Source organism: Telluria sp. ZB4P34, from assembly GCF_059686055.1.
Genome location: NZ_JCASIF010000008.1, coordinates 192,877 through 216,114 on the forward strand (window position 1 = coordinate 192,877; position 23,238 = coordinate 216,114).

At 63.9% G+C, this 23,238-nt stretch carries 22 protein-coding genes and 2 pseudogenes; 4 read left to right on the plus strand and 20 right to left on the minus strand.

Annotation, left to right across the window (positions count from 1 at the left end; genetic code table 11):
• Nucleotides 1–79 precede the first annotated feature (79 nt).
• Nucleotides 80–862 carry a gamma-glutamyl-gamma-aminobutyrate hydrolase family protein gene (locus AC56KL_RS15120; RefSeq protein WP_497180979.1) on the minus strand — a complete coding sequence of 261 codons (783 nt, stop codon included), beginning with the start codon at nucleotides 860–862 and terminating at the stop codon, nucleotides 80–82.
• A 467-nt stretch (nucleotides 863–1,329) separates the two neighbouring features.
• Here AC56KL_RS15120 and AC56KL_RS15125 point away from each other — a divergent pair, with 467 nt between their 5' ends.
• Nucleotides 1,330–1,866: a PEP-CTERM sorting domain-containing protein gene (locus AC56KL_RS15125; RefSeq protein WP_497180980.1), complete on the plus strand. Its 537-nt coding sequence runs from the start codon at nucleotides 1,330–1,332 to the stop codon at nucleotides 1,864–1,866.
• 7 nt (nucleotides 1,867–1,873) lie between these two features.
• Here AC56KL_RS15125 and AC56KL_RS15130 read toward each other — a convergent pair whose 3' ends face one another.
• The 14 genes and pseudogenes from AC56KL_RS15130 to AC56KL_RS15195 form a co-directional block, all read right to left on the minus strand.
• Nucleotides 1,874–3,502 carry a S41 family peptidase gene (locus AC56KL_RS15130; RefSeq protein WP_497180981.1) on the minus strand — a complete coding sequence of 543 codons (1,629 nt, stop codon included), beginning with the start codon at nucleotides 3,500–3,502 and terminating at the stop codon, nucleotides 1,874–1,876.
• A 152-nt stretch (nucleotides 3,503–3,654) separates the two neighbouring features.
• Nucleotides 3,655–4,023 carry a nucleotide pyrophosphohydrolase gene (locus AC56KL_RS15135; protein WP_497180982.1) on the minus strand — a complete coding sequence of 123 codons (369 nt, stop codon included), beginning with the start codon at nucleotides 4,021–4,023 and terminating at the stop codon, nucleotides 3,655–3,657.
• Nucleotides 4,001–4,696, minus strand: coding sequence for a carbonate dehydratase (gene can / locus AC56KL_RS15140; RefSeq protein WP_497180983.1), 696 nt, complete (start codon nucleotides 4,694–4,696; stop codon nucleotides 4,001–4,003). The genes AC56KL_RS15135 and can overlap by 23 nt, the downstream gene beginning before the upstream one ends.
• A gap of 205 nt (nucleotides 4,697–4,901) precedes the next feature.
• A complete protein-coding gene (gene dnaJ / locus AC56KL_RS15145; protein WP_497180984.1) occupies nucleotides 4,902–6,032 on the minus strand; it encodes a molecular chaperone DnaJ in 1,131 nt (376 codons plus the stop codon).
• A gap of 153 nt (nucleotides 6,033–6,185) precedes the next feature.
• Nucleotides 6,186–8,126: a molecular chaperone DnaK gene (gene dnaK, locus AC56KL_RS15150; protein ID WP_497180985.1), complete on the minus strand. Its 1,941-nt coding sequence runs from the start codon at nucleotides 8,124–8,126 to the stop codon at nucleotides 6,186–6,188.
• Between the two features lie 101 nt (nucleotides 8,127–8,227).
• Nucleotides 8,228–8,830, minus strand: coding sequence for a nucleotide exchange factor GrpE (gene grpE, locus AC56KL_RS15155; protein WP_497180986.1), 603 nt, complete (start codon nucleotides 8,828–8,830; stop codon nucleotides 8,228–8,230).
• A gap of 380 nt (nucleotides 8,831–9,210) precedes the next feature.
• Nucleotides 9,211–10,341: a ferrochelatase gene (gene hemH / locus AC56KL_RS15160; protein WP_497180987.1), complete on the minus strand. Its 1,131-nt coding sequence runs from the start codon at nucleotides 10,339–10,341 to the stop codon at nucleotides 9,211–9,213.
• A 90-nt stretch (nucleotides 10,342–10,431) separates the two neighbouring features.
• Nucleotides 10,432–10,860, minus strand: a complete 429-nt coding sequence (locus AC56KL_RS15165; RefSeq protein WP_497180988.1) for an organic hydroperoxide resistance protein — start codon at nucleotides 10,858–10,860, stop codon at nucleotides 10,432–10,434.
• 203 nt (nucleotides 10,861–11,063) lie between these two features.
• Nucleotides 11,064–12,596, minus strand: a complete 1,533-nt coding sequence (locus AC56KL_RS15170; RefSeq protein ID WP_497181012.1) for a DUF4214 domain-containing protein — start codon at nucleotides 12,594–12,596, stop codon at nucleotides 11,064–11,066.
• Between the two features lie 99 nt (nucleotides 12,597–12,695).
• Nucleotides 12,696–12,899 (minus strand): annotated as a pseudogene (locus AC56KL_RS15175) (matrixin family metalloprotease); the annotation flags it as partial.
• Entirely contained in the window at nucleotides 12,857–13,282 is a 426-nt protein-coding gene (locus AC56KL_RS15180; protein ID WP_497180989.1) for a hypothetical protein, read from the minus strand. The gene AC56KL_RS15180 and the pseudogene AC56KL_RS15175, both read right to left, overlap by 43 nt.
• A 95-nt stretch (nucleotides 13,283–13,377) precedes the next feature.
• Nucleotides 13,378–15,042 carry a DNA repair protein RecN gene (recN, locus tag AC56KL_RS15185; RefSeq protein WP_497180990.1) on the minus strand — a complete coding sequence of 555 codons (1,665 nt, stop codon included), beginning with the start codon at nucleotides 15,040–15,042 and terminating at the stop codon, nucleotides 13,378–13,380.
• Nucleotides 15,043–15,089: 47 nt separating this feature from the next.
• Nucleotides 15,090–16,013 (minus strand): NAD kinase, encoded by a 924-nt coding sequence (locus AC56KL_RS15190; protein WP_497180991.1) that lies wholly within the window; start codon nucleotides 16,011–16,013, stop codon nucleotides 15,090–15,092.
• Nucleotides 16,014–16,158: 145 nt separating this feature from the next.
• Entirely contained in the window at nucleotides 16,159–17,076 is a 918-nt protein-coding gene (locus AC56KL_RS15195) for a DUF3667 domain-containing protein (RefSeq protein WP_497180992.1), read from the minus strand.
• 149 nt (nucleotides 17,077–17,225) lie between these two features.
• Here AC56KL_RS15195 and AC56KL_RS15200 point away from each other — a divergent pair, with 149 nt between their 5' ends.
• From AC56KL_RS15200 to gloA, 3 genes are all read left to right on the plus strand, one after another.
• Complete coding sequence (locus AC56KL_RS15200; protein WP_497180993.1) at nucleotides 17,226–17,552, plus strand: hypothetical protein; 327 nt, start codon at nucleotides 17,226–17,228, stop codon at nucleotides 17,550–17,552.
• A gap of 9 nt (nucleotides 17,553–17,561) precedes the next feature.
• On the plus strand, nucleotides 17,562–17,993 hold the full coding sequence (locus tag AC56KL_RS15205) for an OsmC family protein (RefSeq protein ID WP_497180994.1): 432 nt from the start codon (nucleotides 17,562–17,564) through the stop codon (nucleotides 17,991–17,993).
• Between the two features lie 97 nt (nucleotides 17,994–18,090).
• Complete coding sequence (gene gloA / locus AC56KL_RS15210) at nucleotides 18,091–18,504, plus strand: lactoylglutathione lyase (protein ID WP_497180995.1); 414 nt, start codon at nucleotides 18,091–18,093, stop codon at nucleotides 18,502–18,504.
• A 75-nt stretch (nucleotides 18,505–18,579) separates the two neighbouring features.
• On the opposite strand, the pseudogene glf reads toward gloA, so the two are convergent.
• The 5 genes and pseudogenes from glf to AC56KL_RS15235 all read right to left on the minus strand — a co-directional run.
• A pseudogene (gene glf, locus AC56KL_RS15215) lies at nucleotides 18,580–19,770 on the minus strand (UDP-galactopyranose mutase); the annotation flags it as partial.
• A gap of 223 nt (nucleotides 19,771–19,993) precedes the next feature.
• Entirely contained in the window at nucleotides 19,994–21,358 is a 1,365-nt protein-coding gene (locus AC56KL_RS15220; RefSeq protein ID WP_497180996.1) for a TolC family outer membrane protein, read from the minus strand.
• A 39-nt stretch (nucleotides 21,359–21,397) separates the two neighbouring features.
• Complete coding sequence (locus tag AC56KL_RS15225; protein ID WP_497180997.1) at nucleotides 21,398–21,721, minus strand: rhodanese-like domain-containing protein; 324 nt, start codon at nucleotides 21,719–21,721, stop codon at nucleotides 21,398–21,400.
• A gap of 7 nt (nucleotides 21,722–21,728) precedes the next feature.
• Complete coding sequence (locus AC56KL_RS15230) at nucleotides 21,729–22,382, minus strand: protein-L-isoaspartate O-methyltransferase family protein (RefSeq protein WP_497180998.1); 654 nt, start codon at nucleotides 22,380–22,382, stop codon at nucleotides 21,729–21,731.
• A gap of 173 nt (nucleotides 22,383–22,555) precedes the next feature.
• Complete coding sequence (locus AC56KL_RS15235; protein WP_497180999.1) at nucleotides 22,556–23,200, minus strand: TetR/AcrR family transcriptional regulator; 645 nt, start codon at nucleotides 23,198–23,200, stop codon at nucleotides 22,556–22,558.
• Nucleotides 23,201–23,238: the final 38 nt, after the last annotated feature.

A 23,238-nucleotide genomic window follows, 5' to 3' on the forward strand; every position in this document is an offset into this window, starting at 1 on the left:
TGCGCTGTACGCATCAGGCAGGGAAGCTAGGGGACGGCGCTGGTTGCCCGGTAAAAGGCCGCTTCGGGGATCAAACCGTTCATGCGCTGCTCCGTGCTGCGGCCTGCAACCGTGACTGTTTCCGGGCCTGGTAGTCGCGGCACGCGTCGCCGAAGGCGCCGAACATCTTCATGGAATACGGGTTGTGCTGGATGCGCCATTCGGGATGCCACTGCACCGCCAGCGTGAAGCCGGGCGCCGTGGAGACCGAGAAGGCTTCGACCAGCCCATCCTCTGCGACCGCTTCGACCGTCAGGCCGGGCGCGAGTTCGTTGACGCCCTGGCCGTGCAGCGAGTTTACCGGGATTTCCGGCGCCCCCAGCATGCGTTCGAGGCAGCCGCCCGGCGTGAGCGTGACGTTGTGGGCGTCGCCGTACTGCTCGTCCATGCCGAGCTCGGGATTCTCGCGGTGGTCGAACTTGCCGGCCACGGCCTGCACCGCCTGGTGCAGGCTGCCCCCCATGGCCACGTTCATCTCCTGGAAGCCGCGGCAGATCGCGATGATCGGAATGCCGCGCCTGACCGCCTCGCGGATCAGGGGCAGCGTGGTCTGGTCGCGCGCCGGGTCCTGGGGCAGCGACGGGTCGAGCACTTCTTCGGAATAGTAGCTGGGGTGGACGTTCGAGGCCGAGCCGGTCAGCATGATGCCGTCGCACAGGGCCAGCACGGTTTCCAGGTCCATCGACGCGCCGAGCGAGGGCAGGATCATGGGGGCGCAGTCGGCGCCGAGGAAGACGGCGTCGACGTACTTGTGCTGGGCCGCGTGATACGGATGTTCGCCGAAATCACGCGTGCATGCGGGGACGATGACGATGGGGCGCATGGTCTCTACCTTGTCGTGAAGCGCACGAAACCATGATACGGGCTTCCGGTCCGGGCGCGAAGGTCTATGATTCAGATCAACTGCGCTAAATCAATGGGCGCGGTGGAACATGCTTGCTTCTGCTGATCTGCCAGGAGAGCGCCCCTTGCGGCCGGGCGCTCGAAATCCATAGCAAAAGCTTAACGGCAACTCGTGAAACATGCCAACACGGTAAGCCATACCCTGTTAATGAAATAATATTTCACAGTAATAATTTTAGTGAAATAAGATTTCACGCCTTGCGCCGCACCTCAGCTATTCCTCCCATACTGCCCTGTCGGAAAATTTAACAAAGATGCAGGCGTGTCAATACACTCACGGCCAAGTCATTGAAATTTCAGCAATTCCCTGAGCAGGCACGCCTTTTGCTTAATGAATGATTAACAGCGGCAGCGAATGCCGGCCCAATCACCTCAGGGAGACACAACGTGCACGGACTGAAACGCATCCTCGCCGCAGCAGCACTCGTCTTCGGCGCCTGCAGCAGCGCTTCTGCAGACATCATCACCGATACCCATGATCCAGCCGATATCTGGGTCACGACCCTGACGCCGCTGAGCTATACTCACGACCTGCGTTCCCAGGGCCTGCCCGGTGCAAGCGTCGACAGCGCCTCGCTGGCAATCTACCTGTACGACCTGACCGATCCGCTGAACATCCTGCCGGAGACGCTCACCCTGCGCTTCGACGGCGCGCAGCATACCGTACGCAATGTCTCGTTCAGGGGCCAGGAGTACCGTTTCGGCCTGGATCCCGCGCTGCTGGCCGACGGCATGCTGTCGGTGTCGATCAGCGTCGGCTGTACGCGCATCTTCGGCGCCTGCATCCCGCAGGACGTCATGTTCGCCCGCTCGGTGCTGACCGCCGACATCACCCGCCCGGCCGACGTGCCGGAGCCGGCCACGCTGCTGGTCCTGGGCGCCGGCCTGCTGGGCCTGAGCGCCGCGCGCCGCCGCCGCCCCTGAGCTGCACCTACTTGCGCAGTTGCGCCAGCGCCGCTTCCAGCACGGTATCGCGGCCGCGGCGCAGGTCGGCCACCGTCGGCGCCGCCTTGACGGTCGGCTGGATGCCATGGCCGACCCAGGCGCGCCCGTCCGGATAAGTATCGGCCTTGGTGCAGATGCGCGCCATTCCGCCGCCCGGCAGGCTGATGAACAACGGCTGCCCGGTGCTGCCGCCGGTGGCCTCGCCCACGAGCGGGCCGCGCCCCAGGCCTTCGTAGGCCAGCGCGAAGTCTTCCGCCGCCGAATAGGTGCCGCCGGAAGTCAGCACCGCCACCGGCCCGCTGAAGCGGCGCTTGCCATCCGGCTGCCAGGTCTCGGCCTTGCCTTCGAAGTTCGGCATCGGGCGTTTCCAGGCGCGGTAGGACGGCAGGTATTGGCGCGTCTGCCACTTGCTGGTGGCGAAAGGCTTGTCGGTGAGCGTGGCCAGCACCCGGTAGCCCTCGTGCGAATTGCCGCCGCCGTTGTTGCGCACGTCGATGATGAGCGCCGAACTCGCCGCGATCTGGTCGAAGGCCGCCAGGAAGGCATCGGCCGCCTTGCTGTCCCCAAAACCGTTCAGCGCCACATAGGCCACGTTCCCCGGCAGCTTGCGTAATTCGAACGGCGGCCTGCCGCCCGCCGCCTTGCCAAACGATTCACCATCGACGCGCTTCACCGGCAAAACGAAGGGCTTGCCATTGGCGGTGCGGAAAGTGACGCGCGGTGTTTTGGCGCCCGGCCCCACCAGGAACTGGTAGCCATACACGCGGCGCGCCATGTCCTGCGGCGTGGAGGCGCTCACGTAGGGCGCGATCTCGCGCTGCGCATAGGCGGCGACAGGCTCGCCATCGACTTCGAGGATCTCGGCGCCGGGGACGACCCCGCCCGCCGTCAGGGCCGGGTCGAACACTTCGCGCACCAGCACCCTGCCCTCGACCAGGTGGGTCGTGAATAGCGGACGCGTCATGGCATTGCGCAGCTCCGGCCCCGGGTAGACATTGGTGTGCCCGTCCTGCAGCTTCGCGCACAACTCCATCAGCACCTGGTAATACTCGGCGGTGGAGGCGGTGGCGCGCACCTTGGGCAGGTATTCCAGATACAGCTTGTCCCAGTCGAGTTCCTTGAGCTTCTCGACGTAAACGAAGTTGTACTTCACCTCGGACCAGAACTTCGACAGGCCGGCGATCTTCTCGTCCACGCCGATGTTCTCGCGGTAGGGCGTGGCGAGCACGGGCGAATCGAACAGGCGTGCCTCGCGCGCTTCCTTGTCGCGCATCGCCGCGAGCAGCGGCTGCCAGCGCGGATCGGCATGCAGGGCGTTCAGGTCGGTGTCGCCCGCGGCATGGCGGGCATTGGTGTAACCGGCCTCGAGGGCCTTCTGCAGCGTGGCCAGCGCGCCTTGCACGTCGCCGGACAGGGTCTGCGAACAGGCGGCGTTGTACAGCAGGCCGCCGTTCAGGTTCTGCTGCGCCGCTTCCAGGTAGAGCGTGGCGGCGCGGGCATACTGCCCCGCCTCATAGGCCTGCTGGCCCTGCTGCGCCAGCAGGTCAGCGTTCTGCGCGAAGGCGGCTCCGGACAAGGCCGCGAAGACTGCGGCCGCGATGATGCGGCGTACCATGGATACTCCCTTTGTGTTCGATGGGGCGATTCTACAAAGGGAGGAATCCGCTGCGGGAGGGGGATGCGACAGGCTGCACGAATTGCGGAGCAGCCTGCGCGATGAGCGGTGAATTCATGGCCTGCGCCGGCGGGACGCCATGTGGCCGGCGGCTATTTCTTGTATTCGTGATACTTGCGCGCGTCCCCTCGCACCTGCTCCGCCGGATACTTGGCCCGGTTGAGCACCATCTTTTCCTGCACCGCCGCGAACAGGTCGACGTCGAGCTTGTCGGCCAGGCGCACCAGGTACACCAGCACGTCCGCCATCTCGTGGCGCACCTGTTCCAGCTTGTCGGCGCCCAGTTCCTCGGCGCGGCCGTGCTGGAGCCACTGGAAGTGCTCGAGCAGCTCGGCCGCCTCGACGCTCAGGGCCGAAGCGAGGTTCTTCGGGGTGTGGAACTGGTCCCAGTCGCGCTCGTCCACGAAGCTGCGGACGATGGCGCGCAGGCGGGCCAGGTCACTGTCCGCGCCGCTCGTCACGAATCTGGTCCCCGTCCATGTAGCCCTGCAGCACGCGCTCGAGCTTCGGCCCGATCTCCTCGAAGCTGCTGACGGTGATGCCGAGGTCGCGCAGCAGGCCGTCGTGCACGCCGTACACCCAGCTGTGGATGGTCAGCGGCTGGCCGCGTTCCCAGGCGTCGCGCACGATGGTGGTCTGGGCCACGTTGATCACCTGCTCGGCCACGTTCAGCTCGACCAGGCGGTTGACCGCCGCGCGGCCGGCCACGTTGCCGAGGTACTTGCCGTGCTTGTCGCGCACGTCGCGCACGTGGCCGAGCCAGTTGTCGGCCAGGCCCACGCGCGCGCCGGTCAGCGCCGCGCCCACGCCCGAGCAGCCGTAGTGGCCGCACAGGATGATGTGCTTCACCTTCAGCACGTCGACCGCGAACTGCAGCACGCTCAGGGCGTTCAGGTCGGAGTGGGCGATCACGTTGGCGATGTTCCGGTGCACGAACAGTTCGCCCGGCGCCATGCCCAGCAGCTCGTTGGCCGGCACGCGGCTGTCCGAGCAGCCGATCCACAGGTATTCGGGCGCCTGCTGTTCCGACAGCGCCTTGAAGAAGTTCGGGTCTTCGGCCACCATCGAGGCGGCCCATTTGCGGTTGCGTGCGAAGAGGTCTTCGGCGGTCACGCCCGTCGTCTTGTTTTCCAATTGTTCTCCCTGTTGATGCGTGCTGAATAGGCAAGAGTATACCGTAGGGTGGGCGGGTCTTCCGCCCACGCGTTCAAATCACGGCGATGCAGCCCACGCGGCTATTCATATCTCGACTATCACCGCGTGGGCGGGGAACCCGCCCACCCTACAAAAAAACCGCCGAGGGCTTGCGCCGTCAGCGGTTTTCTCTCGATCCGGCTTCTTATTCGAAGAAGTCCTTGACCTTGTCCATCCAGCCCTTGCTCTGCGGGCTATGCTTGGCCCCGCCTTCATTGGTCGAGCGTTCGAACTCGCGCAGCAGGTCCTTCTGCTTGTCGGTCAGCTTGACCGGGGTCTCGACGACCACGTGGCAGAACAGGTCGCCCGTATAGCCCGAGCGCACGCCCTTGATGCCCTTGCCCTTGAGGCGGAAGGTCTTGCCGGTCTGGGTGCCTTCGGGCACCGTGAACGACACCTTGCCGGTGAGGGTCGGCACCTCGATCTCGCCGCCCAGGGCCGCCTTGGCGAACGAGATCGGCATTTCGCAATGCAGGTCGTCGCCTTCGCGCTGGAACACCTGGTGCGGCTTGATGTGGATCTCCACGTACAGGTCGCCCGCCGGTCCCCCGTTCGTGCCAGGCTCGCCGTTGCCGGTCGAGCGGATGCGCATGCCGTTGTCGATGCCGGCCGGGATCTTCACTTCCAGCGTCTTGTTGCGCTTGATGCGTCCGGCGCCGCCGCAGGCCGCGCAGGGTTCCGGGACGATCTTGCCGCTGCCGTGGCACTTCGGGCAGGTCTGCTGGATGCTGAAGAAGCCCTGCTGCATGCGCACCTGGCCGTGGCCCGAGCAGGTGGTGCAGGTGACCGGTTGGGTGCCCGGCTTGGCGCCGCTGCCGTGGCAGGTGTCGCACTTGTCCCAGCTCGGCACGCGGATGGTCGTCTCGTAGCCGTGCGCCGCCTGCTCCAGGGTGATCTCGAGGTTGTAGCGCAGGTCGGCGCCGCGGTACACCTGGGGCCCGCCGCCGCCGCGGCCGCGGCCGCCGCCGAAGATATCGCCGAAGATGTCGCCGAAGGCGTCGCCGAATCCGCCTGCGCCCCCGCCGAAGCCGCCGCCGCCGCCCATGTTCGGATCCACGCCGGCATGACCGTAGCGGTCATAGGCCTCGCGTTTCTCCGGATTGGTCAGCATCTCGTAGGCTTCCTTGACCTCCTTGAACTTCTCTTCCGCTTCCTTGTTGTCGGGATTGCGGTCAGGGTGGTACTTCATCGCCAGCTTGCGATAAGCCTTCTTGATGTCGTCTTCCGACGCGTTCTTGGCGACCCCGAGGATCTCGTAAAAATCACGCTTTGCCATTGGCGGCACCTTGCTTGTTGTACTTGTAAAACGGGTTATGCAGAAAAGGCGGCAAAAAAACCGAGCCGGGAAACCAAACGGTCGCAGCGGCTCGGCGTGTCCCGCACTGGGAAACGGACGAGTGTAACCCAGCTCGTCCGTCCCCAGTGGGGATTACTTCGCGTCTTTCACTTCCTTGAAGTCCGCGTCCACGACGTCGTCCTGCTGCGCCTGCTCACCGCCACCCTGGCCGCCGGCCTGCTGGCCACCGGCCGCGCCAGCCTGCTGCGCCTGCATGTCGGCGTACATCTTCTCGCCCAGCTTCTGCGATGCGCTCGACAGGGCCGCGGTCTTGGCGTCGATGTCGGCCTTGTCGCCGCTCTTGATCGCGCCTTCCAGGTCGGTGATCGCCGCTTCGATCGCTTCCTTCTCGCCGGCTTCCAGCTTGTCGCCATATTCGGCCAGGGACTTCTTGGTCGAGTGCACCAGCGCGTCGCCCCCGTTGCGGGCTTCGGCCAGTTCCTTGACCTTCTTGTCTTCTTCCGCGTTCAGCTCGGCGTCCTTCACCATCTTCTGGATTTCTTCTTCCGACAGGCCGGAGTTGGCCTTGATGGTGATCTTGTTTTCCTTGCCGGTGGCCTTGTCCTTGGCGCCCACGTGCAGGATGCCGTTGGCGTCGATGTCGAAGGTCACTTCGATCTGCGGGGTGCCGCGCGCTGCCGGCGGGATGCCCTCGAGGTTGAACTCGCCCAGGCCCTTGTTGCCCGCTGCGATCTCGCGCTCGCCCTGGTACACCTTGATGGTCACGGCCGGCTGGTTGTCGTCGGCGGTCGAGAACACCTGCGAGAACTTGGTCGGGATCGTGGTGTTCTTGTGGATCATCTTGGTCATCACGCCGCCCAGGGTTTCGATACCCAGCGACAGCGGGGTCACGTCCAGCAGCAGCAGGTCCTTGCGCTCGCCCGACAGGACCGAGCCCTGGATGGCGGCGCCGACAGCAACGGCTTCGTCAGGGTTGACGTCGCGGCGTGGCTCCTTGCCGAAGAACTCCTTCACCTTTTCCAGGACCTTCGGCATACGGGTCATGCCGCCGACCAGGATGATGTCGTCGATGTCAGAGACCTTCACGCCGGCATCCTTGATCGCGGTGCGGCACGGCTCGATGGTCTTGTTGATCAGTTCCTCGACCAGCGATTCCAGCTTGGCGCGGGTCATCTTCAGGTTCAGGTGGACCGGTGCGCCGTTCGCCATGGCGATGTAGGGCTCGTTGATCTCGGTCTGCTGCGAGGACGACAGTTCGATCTTGGCGCGCTCGGCCGAGGCCTTGATGCGCTGCAGGGCGATCGCGTCCTTCGACAGGTCGAGGCCGTTGATCTTCTTGAACTCGTCGATGATGTAGTCGATGATGCGCTGGTCGAAGTCTTCGCCGCCCAGGAAGGTGTCGCCGTTGGTCGACAGCACTTCGAACTGCTTCTCGCCATCGACGTCGGCGATCTCGATGATCGACACGTCGAAGGTGCCGCCGCCGAGGTCGTACACGGCGATCTTGCGGTCGCCCTTGTCGGTCTTGTCCAGGCCGAATGCCAGCGCGGCCGCGGTCGGCTCGTTGATGATGCGCTTGACGTCCAGGCCCGCGATGCGGCCGGCGTCCTTGGTCGCCTGGCGCTGCGAGTCGTTGAAGTAGGCCGGCACGGTGATGACGGCTTCGGTCACTTCTTCGCCGAGGTAGTCTTCGGCGGTCTTCTTCATCTTGCGCAGCACTTCCGCCGAGATCTGCGGCGGCGCCAGCTTCTTGTCGCGCACGCCGACCCAGGCGTCGCCGTTATCGGCGCCGAGGATCTGGTACGGCATCAGCGAGATGTCCTTCTGCACTTCTTTCTCGGCGAATTTACGGCCGATCAGGCGCTTCACGGCGAACAGGGTGTTCTTCGGATTGGTCACGGCCTGGCGCTTGGCCGGGGCGCCGACGAGGATCTCGCCGTCTTCCTGGTAAGCGATGATCGACGGCGTGGTGCGCGCACCTTCCGCGTTCTCGATGACCTTCGGCTGGCCATTCTCCATGATCGCGACGCAGGAGTTGGTGGTTCCCAGGTCGATACCGATGATCTTGCCCATAGTTGTTTTCCTTTTAAATGCTGTAGTTTCGGATTAATTCAATATTGGGAAGTACTGCGTGCTTTCAAGAGAGCTTTAACAGACGCAGCGTCCAGTGCTGTTTACTTCGGCGCTGCTGCCGTCACGATGGCCGGACGCAGCAGGCGGTCGGCGATCATGTAGCCCTTTTGCAGCACGGTGACCACGGTATTGGCCTCCTGCTCCGACGGCACCACGGCGACAGCCTGGTGCTTGTTCGGATCGAGCTTGTCGCCCGGCTGCGGCATCACTTCGACCAGGCGGTTCTTCTCGAACGCGGCGGTCAGCTGCTTGAGCGTCATTTCGACGCCTTCGCGGATGGCTTCGACGGTTTGCGTCTCGACCTTCAGCGCCATTTCCAGGCTGTCGCGCACCGGCACCATGGCCTCGGCGAAGCTTTCGATGGCGAATTTATGGGCCTTGGTCACGTCTTCCTGGGCGCGGCGGCGGATGTTTTCCGCGTCGGCTTTCGCGCGCATGAAGGCGTCGTGGGTTTCGGCCAGCCTGGCTTCGGTAGCGCTCAACTGGGCTTCCAGGTCCGACTGCGCCGACATCTCGGCGGCCGGCGGCACGCCTGCCTGGCCGGCGCCGGCTTGTGCAGCCTCGTTCGCAGCGGCAGCCGCGGGATCGAGCTGCGACGCAGCAGCGCCCTGCTGGGTCACCTCTTGGTTTTCTTGGTCTTGCATCGAAAAAACTCCTAGAATCAAGGACTTGGCTGAGTTGGTATCGTGTCCTGACTGACACACAGGGCCCTACATGGGGCGATGTCCTACATTTTCAAGGGGCATTTCCAGTTCAGCGCGTGAAAAAATAGACATCTTTAGTTACAAGATTTACGGTTTACCTGAATCATTTCTCAAAGAAAAGTTTTACGCTTCCTGACAAGCTTGCAGGAATGACTGCACTTTCAGGAATGAGACATCATGAGACTTCCCTTGATCAGCGGCGCCGTTGTCCTGTACACCCTCGTGGTGCTGGCATGGCTGTGCTATGTCGGAATCGGCGCGACACCCTGGCACGTGTAGGACGACCCGAGCCGGCCGGCTCGCCCGGCCACGTCAACCGTTTATTTTAACAGGTCGGCAACATTCGCCTGGGCGCCCAACAGGGCCGCATGCTGGGCGCCGACCTGCACGTCGCGGCGCTGGGCCGCGCGCTGGGCCGGCGTAAGGATGGTCGGCCAGCCGATCAGGTGCTGCTCGGCGATCTCGGCCAGCCCGGTGATCCAGGCCGGCGCCTCGTTCAGGCAGGGGATGTAGTGGTATTCCTTGCCGCCAGCTAGCTCGAAGTCGTGCCGCACTTCCATGTTGATCTCTTCCAGGGTTTCCAGGCAGTCGCTGGTAAAGCCGGGGCAGATCACGTCGATCCGTTCGATTCCCTGGCGCGCCAGGTCCTGCACGGTGGGGGCCGTGTACGGCTGCAGCCACTCGGCCTTGCCGAAGCGCGACTGGAAGGTGACGATGTATTCGTCGGCGCCCATGCCCAGGCTCACTGCCAGCAGGCGCGCGGTCTTCTGGCATTCGCAGAAATACGGGTCGCCCAGCATCAGGGTGCGCTTGGGCGTGCCGTGGAAACTCATCACCAGCTTCTGGCCGCGGCCGTGCGTTTCCCAGTAGGCCTCCACCTGCACCCGCAGCGCCTCGATATACGCTTCATGGTCGTGGTAGTGGCGCACCAGGCGCAGCTCGGGAATGTTGCGCACCCGGGCGTAATGGGCATAGACGGCGTCCCACACCGACGCGGTGGTGGTGCCGGAATATTGCGGATACGCCGGCAACACGACGATGCGCTGGCAGTGTTGTTCCTGCAGGCGGTCGAGCACCTCGGGCAGCGAAGGCGAGCCGTAGCGCATCGCCATCTCCACCTTCACGCCTTCATGGCCGCGCTCGCCCAGCGCTTTTTCGAGCAGCGCCGCCTGCTTCTGCGTGTGCACCTTGAGCGGCGAGCCTTCCCTGGTCCAGATCGTCCGGTACTTGGCAGCCGACTTCCCCGAGCGGAACGGCAGGATGAACAGGTGCAGGATGAACCACCAGATCCGCGCCGGGATCTCGACCACGCGCCCGTCGGAAAGGAACTGCTTCAGGTAGCGGCGGACGGCCTTGCGGGTCGGTTCATCCGGGGTGCCGAGGTTGACCAGGACGATGGCGGCCGAGGGCACGCTACCGTGGATGAAAGGTGGCTCTTTTCTGAAGGACATGAGTGAAGGTGCTTGAAGGGACGCCGTATTATAAGTGGCGTCCCGGGGCCTGACGTGTGTACAGCGAACAACAACGGTTCAATTACCGTATCAAGTTGCCGTGTGCAGGCGCACGTCGATGTTGTTGCGGGTGGCGTTCGAGTACGGGCAGACGATATGGGCCTTGTCGACCAGTTCCTGGAGCTGGGCCGGGTCCATGCCAGGGGCGGTGATGGTAAGGTCGACTTCGATGCCGAAGCCGGTCGGGATCTGGCCGATGCCGACGTCGCCCTTGACGCTCAGGTCCTGCGGCAAGGCCACCTTCTGCTGGCCCGCCACGAATTTCAGGGCGCCCAGGAAGCAGGCCGAATAGCCGGCCGCGAACAGCTGCTCCGGATTGGTGCCGGACCCACCGCCGCCGCCGAGTTCTTTCGGGGTGCTCAGCTTCAGGTCAAGCACGTTGTCGGAACTTTTCGAGCTGCCTTCACGGCCGCCTTGCGAGGTGGCCTGGGCGCGGTACAGCACGTTGTCGATGCTCATTCGAACTTCCTCCTGTGGTGGTTGGGACGGCTCCGCGAGGCGGAGGGTTTATCACTTTGCCACAGAATAGTGAAAGGAGGATGACGCTTGGGGTGATCCGGCCTGATGAACCGGATCACCCCTCCCCCGGGACGCCGGCAGCTCCCGCGCGTGCCTGCGGGTCATCTCCGTAATCCCGGTCCGCCCAGCATGTGCGCGCCGCTTCAGCCCCCGTTCGGCTTGTATTCGATGCCGTTGGCGACCGCCGGCTGCAGATTCGCCTTGTTCTCCTTGCTCTCCGCAAAGCCTGCCAGCGTTGCCGCTCGGTCCACGCCCTTGTCGAGCTGCCCGACCCAGTACTTCAGGCCTTCGGCGTCGGGAGCGCGCTGCAACACGTTCTGGTACACCAGCCTTACCCATTGCTCGTTCGAGACGGCTGCGCCGTACATCGACTTGAATTCCGTACTGCGCTGGAACTCAGCCGCCACCTGGGCCAGCGAAGCGCCCTTGCGCATCTGCGCGATCCAGAAGCCCAGGCCGCTCGGATCTGGGGCGCGGTTGAACGCCGCCTGGTACAGGCGGTAGGCCTGGCCGGCCACGCCGTCGATATCGAAGGCAACACGGCGGTCACCGATGGTCAGCTCCTGCGAGACGTTGAATGCCTGCTGGTAGCGGTCGGTGGTGCGCGTCACCCGCACCTGCGAGCCGTCCACCGCGACCGTATAGGCATCGCGGCTGCCTGCGATGACTGGCTCGAGCCCGCCCACGACACCGTGGGCATCGGCAAACGAGCGCACCAGGGCCACCTGCTTGCGGTCGAGCGCGTCCTGGTAGCTGGCGCCGTAGGCGACGTGGACCCTCGCGCCGGCCGGCAACTCGTAACTGTTGATATTGCGCGCCACATCGAAGCTGGCCGCACCCGGCGCGCTGAACGAGAACATCGCATGCTCGGCGCTGTCCCAGCTGCCGTCGGCCTGGCGGTAATACGTCTGGTCGCCGACCAGCGCCACCACGAACACGTGCTGTTGCCCGGCCCGTGCGGTCTCGATCTCCGCCTTTGCCGAGTAGGCGGCCAGAGTGCCGCTTTCGGTGACCGTGATGCGGTTGTCCGCGAATTCGCCGTCCGCGCTCAGGAACGGCAGATAGCGCACCACGTCTGGCGTGTCTTGCGGCACGCACTCGGCGGTGCGCGGCAGGTCGGACACGGCCCACAGTTCGACCACGCTCGCCGCCGCCGGCTTGGTGAAACTCGTCTGGATGCGGCGCCGGTAGTCGCCGTTCAGGTAAATGTCGAACGAGGCCAGCCCCACCTGGTCGAAGTGCTGGGTGCGCACGGCGTAGTTGTCGCCGTTTTTCTCGACGATCAGGGCCATCTCGAGGTGGCGCTCGTCGGCAGCGATACCGCCGTTGATGGTATGGAAGCGGTACTCGGCAGCCGGCTGGCCGTCGGCAAACGCCTGCAGCCGCCACATGCCGTTGACGGCCGGCAGGAACGAGCTGGTTCTACCTTTTTCGGTCGGCATGGTCGATGTCATCCAGTGCATGCCTCCGAGCGCCAGGGTTTTCTTGGTATCCGCGGTCATCGAGTAGTATTCCGGATTGACCAGCTCGGCGCCACCCGGCGCCACCAGGCGCCATGTGATGTCAAGCCCACCCCTGGCTATCCGGTTCCAGCGAATCACCTTGTAAGGCGTGACCGGCTGGGACAGGTCGAACACCGTCACCGGCGGATTCTCCGGCGCGCGTCTATCCGGCATGCGGCTCTCCATCTGCACCGAGATATCGTAGGAAGGGTCGACCGCGAATTCACCACCGTAATAAGGACGGTCAACTGTCCCGTTACTTCCGTATAGATTGGCACAGGTTGTCAGGTCCTCGCCAAAAGGCTGAGACTTCCCGTCATTGATGCCGCCCGAGGTCTGCGAATACATGATCGAATACGGGTTCGCAGTATGTCCCAGGCCGAGCAGGTGGCCGATCTCGTGCGTCAGAACATACTTGAACGCGTTGCCCGGCTTCAAGTGCGTGTTGGCCCCGCTCGTGGGCGTTGTATTGAGCATCGCGATGCCCGAGCTGGCGCTGCCGAATCCATTTGGATTCGCAGGCCGCCTCGTCCCGCGAATGCTTCGGCGACAGGAAAGAAACCGATCGTCACCTGCCCAGTAGCCTCGAAACCGGAGGGATCGGCCGGTACCATGGTCTCGCCGCCGTATGTGGCCGAGAGCCGGCAGCCCTTGGTCCATTCGGCGAAGCTTTCCCGGATCGCATCGAGCACATATTTATGGCTCATGCCTGCCGGCGTATGGGTAGGGTTGTAGTACCAGACCAGCTTGCCATCCTTCCATTTTGACAATGGAGACAAATAGGTGCCGGAAGCCATAGTCGGGCTTGCGTAAGCGACTGCGATAAGACCAAGGAGTAGTGTGCGCTGAAACACTTTCATGTTGACTCCGAGAAATTTATTGCCCGGAGTCTATATTATTGCCTTCTGGCACACAAGAAAAAAGTATTTACAATATTTACGGCATCTAAACCCTGCTAGGACGCCAGCAGCTCGCGAGCATGCTTGCGCGTGGTCTCCGTGATCTCGATCCCGCCCAGCATGCGCGCCACTTCCTCCACCCGCGCCCGGGTATCGAGCACGTCGATATGCGACACGGTGCGGCCTTCGCTCGTTGCGCCCTTGGCCACCTGGAAGTGCTGGTTGGCCTGGCTCGCCACCTGCGGCAGGTGGGTGACGCACAGCACTTGCCGCTGCTGGCCGAGGCGCTTGAGCAGGCGCCCCACCACTTCGGCCACGCCGCCGCCGATGCCGGTGTCGACCTCGTCGAAGATCAGGGTCGGGGTGGCGGTGGCGTGCGCGGTGATCACGGCGATCGCCAGCGAGATGCGCGCCAGTTCGCCGCCCGATGCCACCTTGGCCAGCGGCCGCGGCGCTACGCCAGTATGGCCGGCCACCAGGAACTCGACCTGCTCCAGGCCGTGCGCGCCCGGCTCGCCGGGATTCAGGGCCACCGCGAAGCTGCCGCCGCTCATGCTCAGCTCCTGCATCGCGCTGGTGACGCCCTTGCCCAGCTCGACCGCCGCCCCTGCGCGCCGCTTCGACAGGCGCGCGGCGACTTCCATGTAGGCGGCCTTGGCCTTGTCTTCCTGCTTGCGCAGGCCCTCGATGTCGCTGGCGTCGGCCAGTTGCTGCAGCCTGGTCCTGAGCGCCGCGTGTTCTTCGTGCAGCTCTTCCGGCGTGGTGCGGAACTTGCGCGCGGCGCCGTGCAGCGCTTCCATACGCGCGTCTACTTCGCGCAGGCGGTCCGGGTCGAGCTCCACCTTGTCGATGTAGTTGTTCAGCGCGTAGACCGCTTCCTGCAGCTGGATGCGGGCCGGCTCCATGCAGTCGAGCACGGGCTGCAGCTGGGCGTCCACGTCCACCAGCTTGCCCAGCTTGGCGTTCAGCGAGGACAGCTGCGACAGGATCGGATGGTCGGCCTCGGAGATGGCCTGCAGCGCTTCCTGCGCGCCTTCGAGCAGGCTGGCCGCGTGCGACAGGCGGCTGTGCTCGTTGCTGATCTCGGCCCACTCGCCCGCCTTCGGCGCCAGCTTGTCGAGTTCGCTCACCTGCCACTCCAGGCGCTCGCGCTCAAGCAGCACGTTGCGCGCGTCGTTCTCGAATTCCTCGCGCTGGCGCACCAGCGCGCGCCAGTTCTTGTAGGCGACCGAGGTGTTGGAAATGTCCTCGTGGGCATCGACGTCGCGCATCACGATCTGGTTGTCGAGCAGGGCGCGCTGGGCGTCGCTCTTGAGCAGCGACTGGTGTGCATGCTGGCCGTGAATGTCGACGAACATCTCGCCCAGCTCGCGCAACTGGGCGGCGGTGGCGCTGATGCCATTGATCCAGGCCTTCGAGCGGCCGGCATTGTCGATCACGCGGCGCATCATCGCCACGCCTTCGTCGATAGGAAACTCGTTGTAGATCAGCCATGAGGCCGCCAGGGTGGTCAGCGTGAATTCGGCGGTGATATCCGCCTTGGCCGCCCCTTCGCGCACCATGCTGGCATCGCCGCGTCCGCCCAGCGCCAGCTGCAGCGCATCGATCAGGATCGACTTGCCGGCGCCGGTCTCGCCGGTGAACACCGTGAAGCCATGCGCGAACTCGAGTTCGATGGCGTCGACAATGACGAAATCACGGATGGTAAGTGTGCGCAGCATGAAAAATCAGGTCTCCTGTTCTTGCGTATCGGCCTCGATGCGCCGCGTTACGTGAGCTTGCCTTCGTTGGTCGGATATTCGTTCCAGTGCAGCTTTTCGCGCAGCGTATGGTAATAGCTCCAGCCGCGCGGGTGCAGGAAGGTGATGGTGTGGGGCGAGCGCGAGATGACGATGCGGTCGCCCAGCTGCAGGCTGGTGAAGGTCTGCATGTCGAAGTTGACGCTGATGTCGCGCCCCGCCACCAGCTCCACCACGATGTCGCTGGATTCCGGCACGACGATCGGCCGGTTCGACAGCGCATGCGGCGCGATCGGCACCAGCACGATGCCCTGCAGGCTCGGATGCAGCAGCGGGCCGCCGGCCGACAGCGCATAGGCCGTCGAGCCGGTGGGGGTGGACACGATCAGGCCGTCCGCGCGCTGGTTGTACATGAATTCGCCATCGACGCTGACCTTGAGCTCGACCATTCCGGCGCCGGTGCCGCGCGCCACCACCACGTCGTTGAAGGCGACGCCGCAGAAGATCTGCTCGTCTTTCCCCTGGTGTTCGCGCATCACGCGCGCCTCGAGCAGGCTGCGCTCTTCGGCCCGGGCCTGGCCCTGCAGGATCTCGTGCAGCGCGGGCACCATGCGGTCGAGCGGGATGTCGGTGATGAAGCCCAGCCGGCCCGAGTTGATGCCGACCAGCGGGATGTCGTACTTGGCCAGCTGGCGCGCGATGCCGAGCATGGTGCCGTCGCCGCCCATCACCACCGCGTAGCTGCCCTGCTCCCCGATCTCGGCCACCGTCATGGCCTCGACGCCGTCGATGCCGAGGGTGGCCAGGAAAGTCGCGGTGTCGGTTTCGAACACCACGCGATAGCCTTCGCCGCTCAGGAATTCGGTGAGGCGCCTGGCCGGCTCCTCGATGCCGGGGGTATTCTGCCGCACCACGAGCGCGATGATTTCTTGCTTTTCAGGCGACACTGTCATGGGTTTCGGGCGGTTGGGTCGGGACTACGCAGATTAACCGATTATCCCGGCGTCTGCTATACGGGCCACGGCGGCCCCCTATGAGCGGCCGCCAAATGACTGTACAAATAAACAGTATAACTGGGACCCGCCTCGCCCGACAAGTTCAGCTGCTCAGGAAGGCTCCCCCGATCACCACCAGCGCCACGGCCAGGCTCAGGCTCAGCAGATGCAGGACCAGCAGGACGAGCCAGCGCAGCGCGGTAAGGCCCCGGGTGCCGCCATAGACCCGCCGCATCGCCGTGGGCAGGTAGAACACCAGCCAGACCAGCAGCATGACGCGGACGAAGTCCCAGCCGTCCGCCACGATGAACAGGCTCATCGTGAAGAAGGCGAATGCATTGCTGTGCAGGGCGAACAGGAAGTGCTCGCCGTAGCGCCGCCCCGATCCGAAGTAGAGCAGCTTCAGGAACAGTGCGAACACCGGCATCAGGAGGAATACCGCATACGGCGTGTAGCTGTAGAACGCCCGCTTCACCGCCTCGGTCTGCGAGACTCGCGCCATCCTGAAGAAGTTCTCGGCGCTCGTACCGAGCCGGGAACTGATCGTGCCCAGCTTGCGGGCGAACTCGCGCTCCTCATCGTTGAGTTCTACCCTCCCCTCGCGCATGACGGGTACGGCCGGCGGCGGCTGGCTCCTTGCCGGCGCGCCGATCGCTGCCGCAGGGGTGCCGCCCGGGCTGTCGTTGTTGTAGATGTTGACGCCGCTGAACTTGAACAGGGCAAAGAAGATGATACTGAAGGTCAGGTAGAGGCGCAGCGGTTCCACGTAGCGTACGCGCCGGCCTTCGATGTATTCGCGGCTCAGCAGGCCGGGCTTGAAGAACAGCAGCTTGAGGGAGCGCCACAGCTTGCCTTCGAGGGCAACGTAATGAGACACGAATTCATGCAGGAACTCGCGCGCGCTCGGCACGTGCAGGTGGGTCGCCTGGCCACACTGATGGCAGAAATTGCCGCTGGTCGTGGCGCCGCAATTCCTGCAGCTGGCAGCGTGTTCATGGGAATCGAGGGCGTGTGTGCTCACCTTGCATGTCCGGCTGGTAGTCAGGCTGCCATGTTATCGGGTTGGTTGCAAAAAAGCATCTCGCATTGTCACGAAGACCGAAGTCAATTGCGCGACTTCCTCCGCGGTGCAAGGTTACGATGCATCCAAAGACATGCAAGGAGATCAACATGGTTACTGAAACCAAAGACCGCTTCGTCAACACGAAGGCGCCCATCGAAGCGGGTGACGACGTCAAGCGCCAGCCGCACGAGCGCGACGAAACGCCGGACGCGCAAGACCAGGAACCGCGCGGCATCATCAAGCAGGCCGCCGAAGACATGGCGCAAGGGCTGGTGAACACCGACATGTACGGCACCAACGGCGAGGGCGACCTCGAGCAGGCTGTCGATCCGGCGGCAGGCGCCACCGGCCAGGCCAATCCCCTGCCGGACGCCAACCGCTCGATGCGCCGGCACGACTCCACCAATGACGAATCAGACAAGAACAACCTCTAAGGAACAACGATGACCATCAAACGCAATGGCAGCGCCGTCTGGAGCGGCGGCCTGAAGGACGGCAAGGGCGCGGTCTCGACCGCGAGCGGCGTGCTGAAAGACGCCCAGTACGGGTTCAATACCCGCTTCGAGGACGGCCCGGGCACCAACCCGGAAGAACTGATCGGCGCAGCCCACGCAGGCTGCTTCACGATGGCGCTGTCGGGCCAGCTGGGCCAGGCCGGCATGACGGCCGAGGAACTGCGCACCACCGCGACCGTCTCGATGGAGAAGGTCGAAGGCGGCTTCTCGATCACGGCCGTGCACCTCGACCTGGTGGCGCGGATTCCCGGCGCGAGCCAGGAAGCCTTCGACAAGGCGGCCAACACCGCCAAGGAAAACTGCCCGGTGTCGAAGCTGCTGAACGCGAACATCACGATGACGTCGCGGCTGGAAAACTGAGGTGCGCCTGGACGCTGCCGTTACGGGGCAGCGTCCGGCAGAAATCGCGGCCAGCGCATAGAATGGCCGCTTTCCGCCTCACCTGAAGGACATCCTCATGCGCATCCTCCACACCATGCTCCGCGTCGGCGACCTGGAGCGTTCCATCGACTTCTACACCAAGGTGCTCGGCATGAAGCTGCTGCGCACCAGCGACAATCCCGAGTACAAGTACAAGCTCGCCTTCCTCGGCTACGGCAGCAACCCGGAGCACGCCGAACTCGAGCTGACCTACAACTACGGCGTCGACCGCTACGACATGGGCAGCGCCTACGGCCATATCGCCCTCTCGACCGAAGACATCTACGCCACCTGCGACAATGTACGCTCGCTGGGCGGCAACATCACGCGCGAGCCGGGCCCGGTCAAGGGCGGCAGCACCGTGATCGCCTTCATCACCGACCCGGACGGCTACAAGGTCGAGCTCATCGAGCGTAAGGACCATGCGGCCGGCGCCGGCCTGAGCAGCTAAGAAAAAGGGCCTGACGGCGAACGGGCGGCAAGGGAATACCTTGCCGCCCGTTTTCTTTCACGCCTGAATGAAGACTCAGGCCAGCGGATCGATCACGAAGGCCGGCATGCGTGCCTTGTCCTTGGCGCATTCGAGGAACTTGTCGGCGGTGGCGAGCGCTTCGTTGATGGTCACGTCCATGTCCAGGTAGCGGTAGGTGCCGAGGCGGCCCACGAAGGTCACGTTCGGCTCCTCGCGCGCCACGTTCACGTAGCGTTCGAGCTGCTCCTTGTCGCGCGCCTGGCGGATCGGGTAGTACGGGATGTCCTTTTCTTCGCACTGGCGGCTGAATTCCTTGTACATCAGGGTCTTCTCGTGCTTTTCCCAGGGCGAGAAATGCTTGTGCTCGGTGATGCGGGTATACGGCTGGGCGTTGTCGCAGTAGTTGATGACGGCGTTGCCCTGGTAGTCGCCGGTATCGCGGAACACCTCGAAATCGAGCGTGCGGTACGGCAGGCGGCCTTCGGAATGCTTGAACCAGGCGTCGATCGGGCCGCTGTAGAACACGTGCGCGTAGTCGCCCTTGTTAGCCGGGTCGAACTTCGTGTTCAGGTGCAGGGTGATGCCCGGCACGTCCATGATCTTCTCGACCAGCGCGGTATAGCCGTCTTCCGGCATGCCCTGGTACTTGTGCGCGAAGTAGTTGTCGTCGTAGTTGAAGCGCACCGGCAGGCGCTTGAGGATGCTGGCCGGCAGTTCGGTCGGCTGCATGCCCCACTGCTTGACCGTATAGGTCTTGAAGAAGGCTTCGTACAACTCGCGGCCGACGAAGCGCAGCGCCTGGTCTTCGAAGGTCACCGGGTTCTCGATCGACTTGTCGCCGAGCGAAGCGAGGAATTCCTGGGCCTCGGCGGGACGGAAGGTCTTGCCGAAGAACTGGTTGATGGTGAGCAGGTTGATCGGCAGCGTGTACACGGCGCCGTTGGTGATCGCCTTCACGCGGTTCACATAAGGCATGAAGCGACTGTAGCGGTTGACGAATTCCCAGACGCGTTCGATATCGGTATGGAAGATGTGCGGACCGTAGATGTGCACCATGACACCGGTTTCGGCATCGCGCTCCGAGTGGCAGTTACCCGCAATGTGAGGACGCGATTCGAAGATCTCGACGGTGTAGCCAGCCTTGGCGAGCTGGTTGGCAATGACAGCCCCGGAAAAACCGGCGCCGACAATCGCGATGTTCTTTTGCATGTTGTTTTTCCTTAGGGATGAACTGGACGGAAGCTGGCTGTGGCATCCATGGCTGGCGGCCTCTTCCGCACTACCATTGAAGGCACGTTAACGTTGCCAGTTTATCAGCTTTGCAAAAAAATTCGCCCAGTCGCTACTTGTCGTGCGTCAACTATTTTGACGTGCAATCAATGAGTTAGCGCAATCCGGAAAAACAAAAGCCCGAACCGCATGGTTCGGGCTTTTTACAATCGTCAGGCAGGACGGGCCTGCGCGGCGATTACTTTGCCAGCAGGTTGTTCACCGCTGCCAGGTCCGACTCGCGCAGCGAGCCTGCGGCCGCCTTCAGGCGCAGGCCGTTCAGGATGGTGTCGTAGCGTGCGCGCGACAGGTCGGTGCGGGTCTGGAACAGCTGGCGCTGCGCGTTCAACACGTCGATGTTGATGCGCACGCCCACCTGGTAACCCAGCTTGTTCGATTCCAGCGCCGACTGGCTCGACACTTCGGCCGCTTCCAGCGCCTTGACCTGGGCCATGCCGCTGTTCACGCCGAGGTAGGACTGGCGCGCCAGCAGCGCGGCCTGGCGGCGGTTCGCTTCCAGGTCGTTGCGGGCCTTGTCTTCCAGCGCGATGGTTTCGCGCACGCGGCTGGTGACGCCGAAGCCGCTGAAGATCGGCACGCTGAACTGCACGCCGATGCCGCTATTACGGTTGACGCCCGACATGTTGTTGACACGGCCGCTGGTGTCGCTGCGCGAGCTGCTGGCCACCAGGTCGAGGGTCGGGTAGTGGCCGGCGCGGGTGCGCGAGATCTCGCGCTTGGCGATTTCCACCTGCAGCTGCGACACGGTCACGCCGTAGTTCTGGTTCTCGGCCGACGACACCCACGGGTCGACGTTGGCGGGCGACGGCGGCGCCAGGGTGATGCCGGTCTTGAGCGGGGCCAGGCCGCCCGGCTCCGCGCCGATGATCGCCTGCAGGGAGTTGCGCTTGTTGTCGAGATCGTTCACCGCCGCGAATTCCTGGGCGATGACCAGGTCATAGGCCGCCTGCGCCTCGTGGGTGTCGGTGATGGTCTGGGTACCGACTTCGAAGTTGCGCTTGGCCGACGCCAGCTGCTCGGTCACCGCGGTCTTCTGGGCGCGGATCGATTCCAGCTTGTCCTGGGCTGCCAGCACGTCGAAGTAGGCCTGCGCCACGCGGGTGATCAGGTCTTGCTGGGCCTGGGCAAACTGCGCCTCGGCGATGGCCTGCTGCAGCTTGCTCTGCTGGTAGGTTTGCCAGCGATCCCAGCGGAACAGCGGCTGGGACAGAGCGATGGTGTACTCGGTGGTGCGCTCGTTGCTGGCGGAGCCCAGCACCGTGCCCGGCTGGCCAGTGATCGGGTTGGTGGTCGGCTGGCCCTCGTTCCAGGGCGAACCGTCACGGTCGTTCTTGACGCTGCTGCCAGTGATGCCGACCGTCGGGAGCAAGCCCGCACGCCCCTGGTTGATCCGTTCCCTGCCGGCGGCGGCCAACGCACGCGCGCTCGCGAAGGCCGCGTCATTGGCCAGCGCCTGCTGGTACACCTGGATCAGATCGGCCGCGCTGGCATTGAGCGAAAAGAAAGCGCTGGCAACCAGCACGGCAAGAAGGGGTTTCTGCATCACATTCTCCACAGGAGTCATCAAAAGTTTGGATTCAAGTCAATACTTCGGCATCGAAGGATCGACCTGCACGGCCCAGGCGTGTACCCCGCCCGTCAAATTCGTTACGTTGTCAAATCCGTTCCGTTCAAGGAAGCTCGCTACCTGCATGCTGCGCGCCCCGTGATGACAGATGCACACGATTTCGCGGTCATCCGGCAATTCCCCGGCACGGATCGGCACCAGGTGCATCGGGATCTGGGTCGAGCCTGCGATGTGGCAGGTGGCGAATTCCCAGTTCTCGCGCACGTCCAGCAGCAGCGGCTGCTCGGCTGCCGGATCGGCAAGCCGGGCCGCCAGTTCCGGTGCGGTAATGTGCTGCATCGGCGCCTCAGAACTGGAAGCGCGACGGCGCCTGGGCGCCAGCCAGCAGCTTCACATTGGTCTCGAACAGCTTGACCGTCTCATGTCCGGTTTCCGACGTGCGGGTGACGATGTTGAAGCTCATCGCCGGCGCGTCGCCCAGGATCACGCCGATGCGGCCGCCCACCTTCACCGACTTCAGCAAGCCTTCCGGCAGCACCGGCAGGCCGCCCGACACCACGACCAGGTCGTAGGGCGCGCCCTTGTCCCAGCCGCTGGCGCCATTGCCTTCTTCCACGGTCACGTTGTCGACACCGGCGCGCGCCAGGTTCTCGCGCGCCAGCTTGGCGGCTTCCGGCTGGATCTCCACGGTGGTCACGTGGCGCGCCTTGTGCGCCAGCAGTGCCGCCATGTAGCCCGAACCGGCGCCGATTTCGAGGACGTTCTCATGCTTCTTCACCGCCATTTCTTGCACGATGCGTGCTTCGACCTTCGGGGTGAACATCGCTTCGCCGCCCGACAGCGGGATCTCGACGTCGGCAAACGCCAGGTTCTGGTACGCAGCCGGCACGAACCCTTCGCGCTTGACGACGTGCAGCAGGTCCAGCACGTCCTGGTCGAGCACGTTCCACGGGCGGATCTGCTGTTCGATCATGTTGAAGCGGGCTTGTTCGATATTCATCTGAGTTCTCAGTGGAAAAATAAATAATCCGATATTTTATCGTTGAACGGCCTCAGGACGCACATCTTAGCGATGGGCTACCCGGGACCAGGGGAAATTGCGACAGTCTGCAGTTTGGAGGGGTTGAACGCCAGGAAAATGGCGCGCAGGCGTAAACGCCCGGCTCAGGCGGCTCAGGCGGCGCGGGGCAGCAGGCCGTGCAAAGTGAGATCGAGCAGATTGTCGAGGAAGGCCTGGGGCTGCAGTTCGCTGCATTCGCAGGGCGCGACGGCCGAGTGCTTCCATACATTGAGCATCATCATCGGCGCGATCAGCACCCGGGTCATCTGCGCGACATCGACGCCACGGAAGTCGCCCCGGCTGACGCCGCGCTCGATAATGCTCGAAATCATGCGCGTGGTCCGGCTCATGACCTCGTCGCGGTAGAACTTCGCCAGCTCCGGGAAATTGACGGCCTCGGCGAGCATCAGCTTGCCCAGGCCGGAGGCCTTGCTCTGGCCGATCTGGCTCGACCAGTTCTTGACGACGCTGCGCAGCAGGTCGGCGCTGTGGCCGTCGAACCCGGCGACCGACAGCTCGGCCTCGCCGAGGAAGGGCAGGATGCTCTCGCGCACCACCGCCTTGAACAGCTCTTCCTTGTTCGTATAGTAGAGATAGAGGGTGCCCTTGGAGACGCCGGCGCGGCGCGCCACGTCTTCCAGGCGGGTAGCGGCGAAACCGCGCTCGACGAACATGTCAATGGCGGCAGCAAGGAGTTCGTGAGGACGAGCATCCTTCCGGCGCGCCCACCGTGGCTTGCTGTCGAGAGGACATTGCATATTTCTGCCTAGAACCCAACTGAAAGAGTCAAGAATAT